The organism is Tardiphaga sp. 285_C5_N1_2 (assembly GCF_052076065.1).
Lineage (GTDB): Bacteria > Pseudomonadota > Alphaproteobacteria > Rhizobiales > Xanthobacteraceae > Tardiphaga > Tardiphaga robiniae.
This window is the reverse complement of the sequence record NZ_CP197241.1, coordinates 1,203,355-1,216,657: the sequence shown is the minus strand read 5'-3', so window position 1 is coordinate 1,216,657 and position 13,303 is coordinate 1,203,355. Positions and strand designations below refer to the sequence as shown.

Here is a 13,303-nt window from a genome sequence, read left to right as displayed (position 1 = left end):
GCTCAGCCCTCCTTCGCGACAAGGCGCGTGGTGCGGGGCAGCGCGACGATGGATTCGCCGGAGACCAGCACGAGATCGATGCCGCGGGGAAACAGCGAGGCATTCAGCGCAAGACGATCCAGCAGATCCGGCACGCCGATCGCGGCGCGCAGGATGATGGCGCCGTCGATCCCGGGACCGCACAATTCATAGGCCGGGCCTTCAGTCAGGCTCGCAACCTGCAGGATGATGGTGGTGGAGCGATCCGGATATTCGCCGGTGCCGAAGGCGAAGTGCTCGAAGGACGGTAGCGCGGCAGCATCAGCCACCACGGCGAAGGCACACACGGCGGGATCGGCGATGACCGGCGCGCTGGTGTGAAACTTGATCCACTTGGCGACATCCATGGTCGCCGCCAGCTTGGCATCGAGCCACACCGGCGTGTCTTGATCAAACAGCGTCAAGGCAATGGCCGCCGCGCCGCGCATCATTGGCGCGGGCACGCCCGAAACAGCCTGAATGCGCTGCACGGTACCCGGACGCGCCATCGCATCCATCACCGAACGGAAGGTCGATTGCGCTGCAAGCACCTTGTCCGCGAAACCGGCCGGCATTTCCGCAACTGTCGTCATGATCAGCCCTCCCCGCGCACGAGCGTGTAGAAATCGACTTTGGTTGCCGCCGTCTCTGCGGCCTTGCGCTTGCTATCGGCGACGACGCGCGCGCGCAGCGGCGTGAGCACCTTGGTCTCGACAGCATCTGAAAATTCACTGGTCTGGATGAGTGCATCGCAGAGCGCGATCAGGTGCGCCTTCGCACCATCCCGGCCCAGCGTGTAGCCGAAGCCAACCTCGCCGCTAGCAAGCCGTACAGCGGCACGCGACACCGTCGCCTCGCCGAGATTGAATGGCGCGCCATCGCCGCCGATCCGGCCGCGCAGCATCACCAGGCCGTTTTCCGGCTGACGCAGTTGTTCATGGGCGGGAACAGCCACTGCATCGAGATATCCGGCGATATCCGCCGTGGCGCAGTGCCCAAGCACCCCCATCGCCTCACGGCGCCGGGCCTGCTGGTGGTTCAGGGAGGATGAAGTCATGTCACCGTCGTTCAACAAGTTGTATGATTTACTAGACAACTTTATAGGCGGAGGCAATGACCGTTTCGTGACAGCGGCACGATTTTTCGCTAATGCGTGGTCGACATCATTCCGGGACCGATTTTGTGACCATTCAGGACAAGCCAACAGGCGTGGCACTTTGGCGGCATGTGGCCGACGGCATCGAGCGCGGCATTGCAGATGGCCGCTATGGTGCTGGCGAAAAGCTGCCCGGCGAGACTGAACTGGCTGACATCTACCGCGTCAATCGCCACACCGTGCGCCGCGCCCTCGCGACCCTGGCCGAACGCGGCATGGTGCGCGCCGAGCGCGGCAGCGGCACCTATGTGGAATCGCCAAAGCTTGCATATCCCCTGCGATCACGCACGCGCTTCTCGGAAATTGCCGGTGCCGGCGGGCGCGAGCCACAAGCGCAATTGATCGGAGCCTGGGACGATGTGGCAACACGCGATCTCGCCAGGCAGCTTGGCCTCAAAGCCGGCGCTCCGCTGATCCGCATTGAAGCCTTGCGGTTGGCGGACAAGACGCCGATCTGCGTCGGCACCAACTGGCTGTCGGCCGAACGCTTTCCCGATTTCGGCAAGGTCTATGAGCGCGTGCGCTCGATGACTAAGGCCCTGGCGCATTACGGCATCAAGGACTATCGCCGCGCCTCGACGAAGGTCACCGCGGGGATCATCGACGCGACCGATGCGACACGGCTTGGTGTCGCACTCGGGCGTCCGATCTTGATTGTCGATTCCATCGATGTGGATGCCGACGGCACGCCGCTCAGCGCTACGCATTCGCGCTTCGTCGCCGAGCGCGTCGAATTCGTGGTCGATAGCGGTTCGCTTTAGTTAGAACGGGTCGGTGCCGAGACCCGGCACATCGGCCGGACGCGGCCCCGGCGCCGGCCACAGGAAACGGCGATCCTTCTCGGCGATGGCCACATCGTTGATGCTCGCCTCGCGGCGGCGCATCAGGCCGGCCTCGTCAAACTCCCATTGCTCATTGCCATAGGAGCGATGCCAGTTGCCGGCGTCGTTATGCCATTCATATTGAAAGCGCACGGCAATGTGATTGCCGTCGAACGCCCACAAATCCTTGATCAGCCGATATTCGTGCTCCTTTGCCCATTTACGGGTGAGGAATTCGACGATCGCCGGGCGCCCCTGAAAGAACTCGCCACGATTGCGCCAGGTCGAGTCCTCGGTATAGGCGAGCGACACTTTCACCGGATCGCGTGAATTCCAGGCGTCCTCGGCCATGCGGGCCTTCTGGGCGGCGGTCTCTCGGGTGAAGGGCGGAAACGGTGGACGCGACATGGGACCCTCGGCTTTGCGATATGCCAGGATTGTAGCCTTGCCGCATGCGGAGTCGATGCCGTTTCACCTATGGGGCGATAACTAAATCTGATCGGCCTTCATGGCAATCCGCAGCGCTTTCGGAATCGGCTTGGCGCGGCCGCCGGACACGAAGGCCACCTTGACCTTGGCCTCAAGCAGCAACTCATCGCCGCGGCGCACTTCCTGCCCGAGCAGGATCGAAGCGCCCCTCACCTCTTGTGGAACCGTGACGACCTCAAGCAGATCGTCCAGGACTGCCGGTTTTAGAAAATCAATTTTCATCGAACGAACAACGAAGGCAAAGCCGGGCGCATCCTCTCGCGCTTCTTTCAGCAGCTCTTGTTGACTCGTTCCGAGCAAACGCAAGTAATTCGTTCTGCCGCGTTCCATGAAACGCAGAAAGTTTGCGTGATAAACAATCTGGCCGGCGTCAGTATCTTCGAAATAAACGCGAACCCGCATATGATGACGACCGTCGCGAATTTCGCCATCAAAAGAGGCTGTCATAGGGAGATTCCTCTTATCACACTTCGAAGAGTAACCGTCTTGCACAGAGGCACCTTCCCCAGCAAGTGCCAATCGCTCTGGGCTTGAACCTTGCTTAGGATGCATCTGGAATCTTGGTTGCGGGGACGCGCATCTCTTTGTCGAATGGCAATCAGCCGGCGTTGGTCAGTGTCCGGCCGATTCCCGGCTCATTTTTTCCAAAAGACCGCGCATCGCGTCGATCTGCGTGCCGAAGCCTGCCCAATCCCCAGACCTCAACAGCTTCATTGCCTCGTTATAGCGATCAAGCGCCTCCTGCGCCCTGTTTTCCGCAGGGCTCGCACGTGGCATTTCCGTTGCGGCACTCAGCGATGTCGGCGACGCGTTAGTTTCGATGAAGAGCGCGGACAAGGCCTCGGCAAGCGTCTCTTTCATGACGACATGCTCGCCGTAGGCGGCGATCACGCGCTTGAGCTCCGGCAAGTGTCCGTGGACCGCGCGCAGGTACAGCGGCGACACGTACAGGATCGAATTCTCGATCGGGATCACCAGAAGGTTTCCGCGGATGACCCGTGAACCCATCTGGTTCCACAACGATATTTGCTGGGAGATCTCCGTGTTCTGATGAATGCGCGCCTCGATCTGGAACGGTCCGTAGACGAGCTTCTCCTTGGGAAATTCGTAGACGATCAATTTTCCATAGTCAGGAGCGTCGCAGCGCGCTGCCAGCCATGCGATCATGTTGTCGCGTCGGCTTGGCACCATCGGGATCATGATAAAGAACTCGGCCTGGGTTTCGCCGGGCAGCCGCATCACAATGTAGTAAGGGACCATCGGCGCGACGCCGTCGCCGGCCGGCTGGCGCGGAAACTGCCAAAGATCCTCCCGGTTATAGAAAACGTCGGCAGATGCCATGTGATAGGTCTGGTAAAGCTGCGCCTGAATCAGGAAGAGGTCCTCGGGATAGCGAATGTGCTTTTGCAGGTCGGACGGCATTGCCGCAAACGGCTTGAATAGCCCCGAAAAGATTCGCTGGTAGGTGGCTACGATCGGGTCCGCCTGGTCCATCAGATAAAAGTCGACACTGCCGTTATAGGCGTCGATGACGGCCTTCACGGAATTGCGGATGTAATTCAGATTGCGGCCGGGCGCAGGCTGCGCAGAGGGGAAATAGTTACTGGTTGTATAGGCGTCCTGGATCCAGAACATCCGCCCCTCGCTGATGACCAGATAGGGATCGTGGTCGAGGCTGAGGAACGGGGCGATCGTGCGTAGCCGTTCCCCGATATTGCGCCGAATCATGATCCGGCTGTCGTCGGTGATGTAGCTGGAGAGCAGCAAGTTCATGTCGTTGAAGTGGTGAGCGAAGATGATTTTTCGCACCATACCCGTCAGCGGTACGCCACCGGCACCGTCGTAGACCGTGTATGCGTTTTCACTCCCCTTCGGATAGTCGAATTCCGGCGTGGTCGTCCTGACGACAACGTAGTGGCTCTCCTCTTGTCCATAATAAATGCGCGGTTCGCGGATCTCGGGACCGCCGTCCGCAACGGGAGGAATATCCCGCAGGTAAAGCAGCGGAAGCCCTTCAGCGCTCTTGTGCATTACCGGGCTCATCACCGCTCCATTGCCGTGGGTGAACAGCAGGTGGAGGTTGACCCACGTCTGGGCGTTCGGCGGTAGCAGTGAGGATCTGAGCTCGCGTGCCGACAGCATCACGCTCTGGTAGGTGCCGCGAAGCCAGTAGCGGTCGACATCCAGGTCACTTAATTTGTAATAGGTGCGTATCTCCTGCAGCTGGGCGTAGGTATCGGCTAGCGGCTGCCCGTCCCACAATCTGATGTTCTCGATGGTCGCCTTGTTGGCTTCGAGTGTCGCGAAGGTAAGGTCCTGTTCGGCAGGAAAGGGCTTGGCGGCGATCTTGTCGAGATTATAGGCTTCCCTGGTCAGACGGATGCTGCGCTCGATGTAGGGCCGCTCCAGTTCCAGTTCGTTCGGTTTCACGTAGAACCGCTGAAACAGCGTCGGGATCACGCCGGACAGCAGGAAGGCGCCCCCGAAGACGAGCAACATCGCGGCAGTGGGGAGCCAGTAGGTACGCGCCCACAGGTTCGCCCACGCGGCGCATGCCGCGACGATCGAAAGCCCGATCAGCAACCAGAGAACGGGTAGCTGAACGTGGACATCGGTGTAGCTCGCGCCAACCACTACGCCATTGTCTCCGTAGAGCAGCAAATAACGGTCGAGTCCGTAGGACCATGCCTTCACCGCAAAGAGCAAGCCGAGCAGCGCCGAGCCGTGAGCAACCGCTGTTGGTGATATCGACCACCGCTGGGCCTGGTATTCGATCTGACCATGCAGCCAATAGATCACTGCGGCGAGAAATGCGCTCATGAACAGCGTTAGCAATGCCCAATTCTTGATGCCGATATAGGCGGGCAGAGAAAACAGATAGAATCCAACATCCTTGTCATACAGCGGATCATTCGCGCCATATGGCACCTGATAGAGTAACTGGAGAATGATGCTCCAGTTGCCGATCTCCTCCCATGCAACAAGCAGAGCGAGGAATCCGGCGCCGCCAGCGATGGCAAGGCGCCATGGCAACCGATCGCGTATGAATTCGAACGGATCGGGCGGCACCGCGGTGGCCGCGAGCTTCCAGTCGAAGTCGACGGGAAGCCGGCCTCGCCGCCGTCGGACAAGAAAAAGTGCCAGCCGGGCGTTCGCCCACGCAATGACGGCAGTTGCCGCGAAGACGACAGAAAAGACTGCGGCTTTCGCGCCGATCGATGTCCAGAAAACCTGCGAATAGCCGACCGCGGAGAACCACATCCAGTCGACCAGGAAGTCGCCGACAATCGCGAGAAGGATCAGGCAAATTCCGGAGAAGATGGCAGTCACAATCACCCCGACCACGGCGTTTCGCCCTGGCGTCTTCCGTTCGGGCCCGGTAATCCCGATCGTCATGAGCGGATTATAGCAGAACGGGAGAGGTGGCGGTGCCTGTCGTGAGCCTTCGCACCTGTTTTTTCTGCGTCGGCCTTCCTACATCAGAACTGAGGCGCGCATCGCCTTAGGCGCGCCCAATCGGGAGAGCGCTTGTCATGACCGATTTCGCCGGTCTTGAAGCCCGTTTTGGTGCAGGAAACTATACACCATTGCCGGTCACGATCGTCCGCGGGGCTGGAGTCTACGTGTGGGACGAGGCTGGCAGACGCTACATCGACATGATGGGAGCGTATTCGGCGGCAAGCTTCGGCCATTGCCATCCGCGCCTCGTCAAGGCGCTGACAGAACAGGCACAGCGCCTGGACACGATCTCGCGCGCTTATTTCAGCGATCGGCTGGGGCCTTTCCTCGCCAAGGCCTGTGCACTTACCGGCATGGACGCCGCGTTGCCGATGAACAGCGGCGCGGAAGCCGTCGAGACGGCGCTCAAGGCGGCACGTAAATGGGCCTACAGGGTCAAGGGAGTGCCGACTGACCGGGCCGAAATCATTGTCGCAGAAGGAAATTTCCACGGCCGCACCATCTCGATCGTCGGCTTTTCTTCGCAAGCCCAATATCGCGACGGCTTCGGGCCGTTCCCGCCTGGCTTCACATGCGTGCCGTTCGGCGATGCGCCGGCGCTCGCCGCGGCCATTACCTCTGACACCGCAGCCTTTTTGGTCGAACCAATTCAAGGCGAAGGCGGGATCAATGTGCCGCCCCCTGGATATCTCGCTGAGGTCGCGCGCATTTGCAAGGCGAACAACGTGCTGCTGCTGTGCGACGAGATCCAGAGCGGTCTGGGACGCACCGGACGTCTGCTCGCGTGTCAGCATGAAGGGGTAACACCCGACGGTCTGATGCTCGGCAAGGCGCTCGGTGGCGGGATGTTGCCGGTTTCGCTTTTCCTCGCCCGTCGCGAGGTCATGCAAGTTTTCACTCCGGGTGACCACGGCAGCACGTTCGGAGGCAACCCGATTGCATCAGCGGTTGGATTGGCCGCCCTCGACACACTGACCGACGAGCGATTGATTGAACGTGCCGCGACTGTCGGCGCGCATCTCCTCGATCGGCTCTCTGCGATCAAAAATCCGATCATTCGCGAGGTACGCGGTCGCGGCTTGTTTGCGGGGGTCGAGTTACACCGCAACATGGCTAGTGCCGGTACGGTGATCAGCCGCTTGCTTCAGGCAGGAGTGCTGACCAAAGATACTCACCGGAACACGATACGCTTTGCGCCGCCCTTGATTATCAACGAGTCACAGGTGGATTGGGCCGTAGACCGATTGACCGAAGTACTGGACGAGATCGCCGCATCGACGGTTCAGGCCTAACGGCCGCCAATATTGGGCAAGCCTGCTATCTGAGAATTACCGAAGCCAAACGAAAGATTTGCCTGCATGCGATGCAGGCCGTCGGCGATGGCGTCGCCGAGATGGAAGGTCGTAGCACCCGTCATAACGAAAAGCCGTGAGCTGCGAGTGGCAGCACATGATCACGCGTCAATGGCGCCAGGATAATAGCCTCAGGCGCAGTTGGATTGATCCAAATCGCTTCGGCGATCTCGGCCTGGGGCTCGATCGCGCCATCCACTTTGACCGCATAGACGCTTGCCTGCACCCGCCATCCCGGCTCATTCGCGGCGACGCTGTTGAATTGTCCGAGCGCTTGCGCAGAACCCGGCACCATCCGGCAGCCGAGCTCCTCGCTGATCTCGCGCTCCAGCGCGGCCAGATCGTTCTCGCCGGCATCGCGTTTGCCGCCCGGCTGCATGAAGGCCTCGGTGCCGCGCTTGCGCACCACCAGCATGCGCCCTGCGTCATCGCGGATCAGCGCAGCGACGACGCCGATGATCTTGTCAGTCATTGCGAACTACTCCTCGTCGCCCGAACCGAACAATCCGATCTGGCTCTCGTCCCGTTTCGGTTCACTCAGTCCGAGATGCTTGAACGCATGCGAGGTGAGCAGACGCCCACGCGGGGTGCGCTGCAGATAGCCGCACTGGATCAGATAGGGCTCGATGATGTCCTCGATGGCATCACGCGGCTCGGACAGCGCGGCCGCCATGGTCTCGACACCAACGGGGCCACCAGCATAGTTCATGGCGATGGTGGTGAGATAGCGGCGATCCATGGCATCGAGACCCGCACTGTCGACTTCCAGTGCGGACAGCGCGTGGTCGGCGATTTTGCGGTCAATCGCTGACGCATCCGCAGCGGAGGCAAAGTCACGCACACGGCGCAACAGACGCCCGGCGATGCGCGGCGTGCCGCGGGCGCGGCGCGCAATCTCGTTAGAGCCTTCAGGGGTCATGCCGATGTCCAGCACGCGGGCGCCGCGCGTGACGATCTTTTCGAGCTCGTCGATCGTGTAGAAATTCAGCCGCAGCGGAATGCCGAAACGATCACGCAGCGGATTCGTCAGCAGACCCGCACGGGTGGTCGCGCCGACCAGCGTGAATTTCGATAGTTCGATTTTCACCGAGCGTGCCGCAGGGCCTTCGCCGATGATGAGATCGAGCTGGAAGTCCTCCATCGCGGGATAGAGCACTTCCTCTACTGCAGGGCTGAGACGGTGGATCTCGTCGATGAACAGCACATCGCGCTCTTCGAGATTGGTCAGCAATGCCGCGAGATCGCCGGCCTTGGCGATGACGGGACCGGATGTCGCGCGAAATCCGACGCCGAGCTCGCGCGCCACGATCTGCGCCAGCGTGGTCTTACCGAGGCCGGGCGGCCCCACAAACAATGTGTGATCCAGCGCCTCGCCGCGCTTGCGGGCGGCATCGATAAAGATTTGCAGATTGGCGCGCGCCTGCGCCTGGCCGACGAAGTCGGACAGCGACTGCGGGCGCAGCGTGGTGTCACCGACATCGTCGGAACGGCGCTCAGGTGTAATCATGCGATCGGGTGGCGTATTCATGATGCGACGTTACCACGGTGCAACGGCCGCGCGAACCACCAGCACAGGCTGGCTGGAATCACGGCAATGCCCGCGAGCAATGCGGACAGCGACAGCGCCTGCGTGAGTGATCGAACGCCGGGCAAAATCACCGCCGACGATTCCGAGGGCTGAACGAACATTCCAAACCCGATGAAGCCGGCAATGCCGACGGCCGCAGCAAGCCACGCCATCCAGATCGCGTTTTGTCCGGCATAGACGGCCGACAGCGCGAAGACGACGCCGGCACCGAGCGACGGCAGCAGCGCCGCCAATGCAGCAACGAATGCCAGCAGCCACAGTGCAATCGAGACAAGCGATCTGAAACCATCGAGATCGGCGACAGAGAAGATCAATTGCAGGATCGACGCACCCAGACCGACGACGAGCAACGATACGAGCGCAGCCACGGATAGCGAACCGACAATACCGAAGATCGCGACAATGCCGATCACACGGGCGATTCTGGCCAGGCTCACTTCGCCAATTCCTTCAGCCCGAGCTTGATGAGTTGCGCCGTTTCCGCACCCTCGCCTGCGCTGCGCGACGCGGCTGCGACGGCGGCCGCCGCCTGTGGCTGGCCATAGCCGAGATTGACCAGCGCGGAGATCGCATCCCTGACGGCGCCTGGTGCGCGGTTGTCGTCCATCGCACCGGCGAGTTGCGCGACCACCGGATCGACGGACGCAAAGGCCGGCGCCTTGTCCTTCAATTCGCTGACGATGCGCTCGGCCACTTTAGGACCGACGCCCGGCGTGCGCGCCACGGCCGTCTTGTCGCGCAGCGCGATAGCGTTGGCGAGGTCGGCCGGCGGCAGCGTGCTGAGCACGGCGAGCGCGACCTTGGCACCAACGCCCTGCACGGTCTGCAGCAGGCGAAACCATTCGCGCTCCATATCGCTGCGGAATCCGAACAGCTTGATCTGGTCTTCGCGGACATAGGTTTCGATGGCGAGCACCGCAGCTTCGCCCGCCTGCGGCAGTGCCTGCAGCGTGCGAGCGGAACAATGCACCTGATAACCCACGCCCTGTACGTCGAGGATCACATAGTCCTCGCCATAGCTGTCGATCAGGCCTTTGAGCTTGCCGATCACGCGCCGACGACCTTGAGGCGCAGTGCCGTGCTCTGACGGTGATGCGCATGGGTGATGGCGATGGCCAGCGCGTCGGCCGCATCGGCGGATTTCGGCTCAGCCTTCGGCAGCAGGATCTTCAGCATCACCTGGATCTGGTTCTTGTCGGCGTGGCCCGCGCCGACCACGGTCTTCTTCACCTGATTGGGCGCGTATTCGGCGACGGCAATGCCGAACATCGCCGGCGTCATCATGGCGATGCCGCGCGCCTGGCCGAGCTTCAGCGTCGCGACGCCGTCCTTGTTGACGAAGGTCTGCTCCACCGCAGCTTCGGCCGGTTGGAAGTCGCCGAGGATTTTGGCGAGACCTTCATGAATGCCGAGCAGCCGGCTTGCCAACGGCAGATTGTCCGGCGGTTCCACCGAACCGCAGCCGATATAGGTCAGCCGGTTGCCGTCGATCTCGATCACGCCCCAGCCGGTGCGGCGCAGGCCCGGATCGATGCCGATGATACGGACAGGAGGGCGAATCGGAGGGTTTGTCATCCCACAGGGATAACGCCGGAGGGCAGGGAACGAAATAGAAACGCGAAGCCGTCCCAAAGGAAAGAGAGGGAAGCTGAGCCCCTGCTCAGCCGCCCATCTTGGCCATCAGCGCGTCGGACACCTCGAAGTTGGCATAGACGTTCTGCACGTCGTCATGCTCGTTCAACAGGTCCATCAGCTTGATCAGCTTTTCGCCGGTCTCGTCATCGACCGAGAGCGTGTTCTGCGGCTTCCAGATCACCGCCGCCTTGCGGGCTTCGCCGAATTTGGCTTCCAGTCCCTTGGCAACTTCGCGAAAGGTTTCCTGCGAGGCATAGACCTCATGGCCGCCCTCGCCCGACACGACGTCGTCGGCGCCAGCCTCGATGGCGGCTTCGAGCATGTCATCGGCCGAGGCCTTGTCGGCGTCATATTCGATCACGCCGACATGGTCGAACATGAAGGAAACTGAGCCGGTTTCGCCCAAATTGCCGCCGGATTTGGTGAAGTAGGAACGGATGTCGGAGGCGGCGCGATTGCGGTTGTCGGTCAGCGCCTCGACGATGACGGCGACGCCGCCGGGGCCGTAGCCCTCGTAGCGGATTTCATCGTAGTTCTCGCCGTCGCTACCGATCGCCTTCTTGATGGCGCGCTCGATGTTGTCGCGCGGCATGTTCTCCTGCCGGGCGGCTATCACGGCGGAGCGCAGCCGGGCATTCATCGACGGGTCGGGCGTCCCCATCTTGGCAGCGACGGTGATTTCGCGCGCCAACTTGCTGAACAGCTTGGACTTCTGGGCATCCTGCCGGCCCTTGCGATGCATGATGTTCTTGAATTGGGAATGTCCGGCCATGCGGTCTCTCTTGAAGCGTCAGGGTAGTTAGGGCTGCGGCGCGGGGTTATAGGCCGCGAAATCGGCAAAATCAAAAATTTGCAGCCGAATCCGGCAGATCTTCGCAATACCGCGACCGACCTTAACCATCACTTCACGCCGAGGTGCAAGGTTACCCGCATAGATTGTATTCATTGGGGTCACCGATGGCGTTTGGACTGTTCCGCAAGCGGCGGCCGGAAGCGGCTGAAGTGGTGATGATTGCTGAAAACACAGCACCTTCTGTGGCACCGCAGCATCCTGAACCAGATACCGCTCGGGACATCCTTGAGTTGCTGGAACTCGAGCTGGGCGCGCTTATCCGCCAGCTCGAGCGTGCCGCGACATCCGTCGCCGGCGGCGCCGAATCGACCGCCGCCACCCTCTCCGCCATCCGCGCCCGCACCGACGTGCTGGCCGACCGCAGCAGCGCCGCGCAATCCACCGCCACAACCTTTGCGCAGGCCGCCGACAAATTCACCCATTCGGCCGAGGGCATCGGCACCCAGGTGCGCGATGCCAGCCGGCTCGCGGACGAGGCCGGCGCCGCCGCCCATGAAGCCAGCGCCAATGTGGACCGCCTGCGCGACTCCTCCGCTGCAATCAGCAATGTGTTGGAGTTGATCGCGCAGATTGCCCGGCAGACAACGATGCTCGCGCTGAACGCGACCATCGAGGCGGCACGCGCCGGCGCTGCAGGCCGCGGTTTCTCGGTCGTCGCCACCGAGGTCAAGGCGCTGGCAGTGCAGACTCAGAACGCCACCGAAGAGATCAGGAAGAAGATCGACACCCTGCAGCGCGACGCAGCGAGTTCGGTCGATGCGGTGCATCGCATCTCCACCGCCATCGACGCGATCCGCCCGGTTTTTGCCAATGTCAACGGCGCGGTCGCCGAGCAGAACGCAACGACCAGCGAGATGTCGCACAACGCCACCACCGCCTCGCAATTCATCGTCTCGGTCGGCAACAGTGCCGCGGAAATCGATAGCGCTGCAAAGGAAGCGGCTGCCCATGGCGAGCATGTCGCGCAGGCCGGCCAGGCCGTCACGATGTTTGCCTCACGGCTGAAGTCGCGCTGCGCGGTACTGCTGAAACAGAGCGAGCGCGAAGACGAGCGCCGACGCGAAAAGCTGCCATGTCACCTCAACGTCGATCTTCAGGCGCGCGGCGGCCAGATCAGCGCGCCGGTCTATGAAATCTCGATGGACGGCATCCTCATCGGCGGACCAGACGCGAACCGGCTTCCGTTGCACGACATCGTTGCTGCTGAACTCAGCGAGGTCGGCCCCTGCCGCCTGCGCATTGCCGAACATTCTCCCGCCGGCGCACAGACACTGTTCGTCGCGCCCGACGGGGCTCTCATCAGCCGGATCGAAGACCGACTATGGGCGATCCATGACGAGAACACCGAATTCGTCACCCGCGCCATCGACGCCGGCGCCGTGCTCAACAAAATCTTTGCCGACGGTATTGCATCCGGCGCTATCAGCATCGACGACATGTTCGACGACAACTACGTCGAGATCCCTGGCTCCAGTCCGGTGCAGTACCGGACAAAGATTCTCGGCTGGGCCGACCGCGCACTCCCAGAATTCCAGGATGCATTTCTCGCCAAGGACAGCCGCATGGCGTTCTGCGCCATGATCGACCGCAACGGCTATCTACCGGTACATAACAGCATCTATTCCAAGCCGCAGCGCCCGGGTGATGTCGCCTGGAATACGGCCAACTGCCGCAACCGCCGCATCTTCAACGATCCGGCTGGATTGGCCGCCGGTCGCAATACACGTTCCTACCTGATCCAGAGTTATGCCCGCGACATGGGCAACGGTCAGACCGTGATGATGCGCGAGATAGACGTGCCTGTGCGCATACAGGGACGCCATTGGGGCGGCTTCCGCACGGCGTACAAATTATGATTTGGGTTTGTAAACGGCGCTGCGCTGCCACCTGAGACCTGGCGCAGCGCCGCATATTCCGTCTGCGAGTGGGTTA

General features: G+C 61.6%; 15 protein-coding genes. 3 read left to right on the top strand and 12 right to left on the bottom strand.

The genetic code is table 11. From position 1 onward, the window contains the following. Positions 1-2: 2 nt before the first annotated feature. Together phnH and phnG are read right to left on the bottom strand one after the other, a co-directional pair. Positions 3-611, bottom strand: a complete 609-nt coding sequence (phnH, locus tag AB7951_RS05755; protein ID WP_120291674.1) for a phosphonate C-P lyase system protein PhnH — start codon at positions 609-611, stop codon at positions 3-5. A 2-nt stretch (positions 612-613) separates the two neighbouring features. Beyond that, a complete protein-coding gene (gene phnG / locus AB7951_RS05750) occupies positions 614-1,075 on the bottom strand; it encodes a phosphonate C-P lyase system protein PhnG (RefSeq protein WP_120291676.1) in 462 nt (153 codons plus the stop codon). 125 nt (positions 1,076-1,200) lie between these two features. Here phnG and phnF point away from each other — a divergent pair, with 125 nt between their 5' ends. Then, complete coding sequence (gene phnF, locus AB7951_RS05745; RefSeq protein WP_120291917.1) at positions 1,201-1,935, top strand: phosphonate metabolism transcriptional regulator PhnF; 735 nt, start codon at positions 1,201-1,203, stop codon at positions 1,933-1,935. On the opposite strand, the gene AB7951_RS05740 is transcribed toward phnF, so the two are convergent. From AB7951_RS05740 to AB7951_RS05730, 3 genes are all read right to left on the bottom strand, one after another. After that, entirely contained in the window at positions 1,936-2,403 is a 468-nt protein-coding gene (locus AB7951_RS05740) for a nuclear transport factor 2 family protein (RefSeq protein WP_093756782.1), read from the bottom strand. It abuts the gene before it with no gap. An 81-nt stretch (positions 2,404-2,484) separates the two neighbouring features. Next, positions 2,485-2,931 (bottom strand): tol-pal system-associated acyl-CoA thioesterase, encoded by a 447-nt coding sequence (gene ybgC / locus AB7951_RS05735; RefSeq protein ID WP_120291678.1) that lies wholly within the window; start codon positions 2,929-2,931, stop codon positions 2,485-2,487. A gap of 165 nt (positions 2,932-3,096) precedes the next feature. After that, the gene (locus AB7951_RS05730) at positions 3,097-5,880 is read right to left on the bottom strand and encodes a UPF0182 family protein (protein ID WP_120291680.1); all 2,784 of its coding nucleotides are present in this window, start codon (positions 5,878-5,880) and stop codon (positions 3,097-3,099) included. A gap of 137 nt (positions 5,881-6,017) precedes the next feature. Between AB7951_RS05730 and rocD the strand changes: the two genes are divergently transcribed. Then, the gene (gene rocD, locus AB7951_RS05725; protein ID WP_120291682.1) at positions 6,018-7,235 is read left to right on the top strand and encodes an ornithine--oxo-acid transaminase; all 1,218 of its coding nucleotides are present in this window, start codon (positions 6,018-6,020) and stop codon (positions 7,233-7,235) included. 121 nt (positions 7,236-7,356) lie between these two features. Here rocD and AB7951_RS05720 read toward each other — a convergent pair whose 3' ends face one another. From AB7951_RS05720 to AB7951_RS05690, 7 genes are all read right to left on the bottom strand, one after another. Then, entirely contained in the window at positions 7,357-7,767 is a 411-nt protein-coding gene (locus AB7951_RS05720; RefSeq protein ID WP_120291684.1) for an NUDIX hydrolase, read from the bottom strand. A gap of 6 nt (positions 7,768-7,773) precedes the next feature. Then, the gene (gene ruvB / locus AB7951_RS05715) at positions 7,774-8,823 is read right to left on the bottom strand and encodes a Holliday junction branch migration DNA helicase RuvB (RefSeq protein ID WP_120291686.1); all 1,050 of its coding nucleotides are present in this window, start codon (positions 8,821-8,823) and stop codon (positions 7,774-7,776) included. Then, positions 8,820-9,320: a hypothetical protein gene (locus tag AB7951_RS05710; protein WP_068735190.1), complete on the bottom strand. Its 501-nt coding sequence runs from the start codon at positions 9,318-9,320 to the stop codon at positions 8,820-8,822. Before AB7951_RS05710 ends, ruvB begins: the two co-directional genes overlap by 4 nt. Continuing rightward, positions 9,317-9,934 (bottom strand): Holliday junction branch migration protein RuvA, encoded by a 618-nt coding sequence (gene ruvA / locus AB7951_RS05705; RefSeq protein WP_089265378.1) that lies wholly within the window; start codon positions 9,932-9,934, stop codon positions 9,317-9,319. Before ruvA ends, AB7951_RS05710 begins: the two co-directional genes overlap by 4 nt. Beyond that, the gene (ruvC, locus tag AB7951_RS05700) at positions 9,931-10,458 is read right to left on the bottom strand and encodes a crossover junction endodeoxyribonuclease RuvC (protein WP_089265379.1); all 528 of its coding nucleotides are present in this window, start codon (positions 10,456-10,458) and stop codon (positions 9,931-9,933) included. Before ruvC ends, ruvA begins: the two co-directional genes overlap by 4 nt. An 85-nt stretch (positions 10,459-10,543) precedes the next feature. Next, positions 10,544-11,290: a YebC/PmpR family DNA-binding transcriptional regulator gene (locus AB7951_RS05695; RefSeq protein ID WP_089265380.1), complete on the bottom strand. Its 747-nt coding sequence runs from the start codon at positions 11,288-11,290 to the stop codon at positions 10,544-10,546. 27 nt (positions 11,291-11,317) lie between these two features. Then, positions 11,318-11,464, bottom strand: a complete 147-nt coding sequence (locus tag AB7951_RS05690) for a hypothetical protein (protein WP_158596842.1) — start codon at positions 11,462-11,464, stop codon at positions 11,318-11,320. 62 nt (positions 11,465-11,526) lie between these two features. Between AB7951_RS05690 and AB7951_RS05685 the strand changes: the two genes are divergently transcribed. Beyond that, on the top strand, positions 11,527-13,227 hold the full coding sequence (locus tag AB7951_RS05685; RefSeq protein WP_439066958.1) for a methyl-accepting chemotaxis protein: 1,701 nt from the start codon (positions 11,527-11,529) through the stop codon (positions 13,225-13,227). The last annotated feature ends 76 nt before the right edge of the window (positions 13,228-13,303 follow it).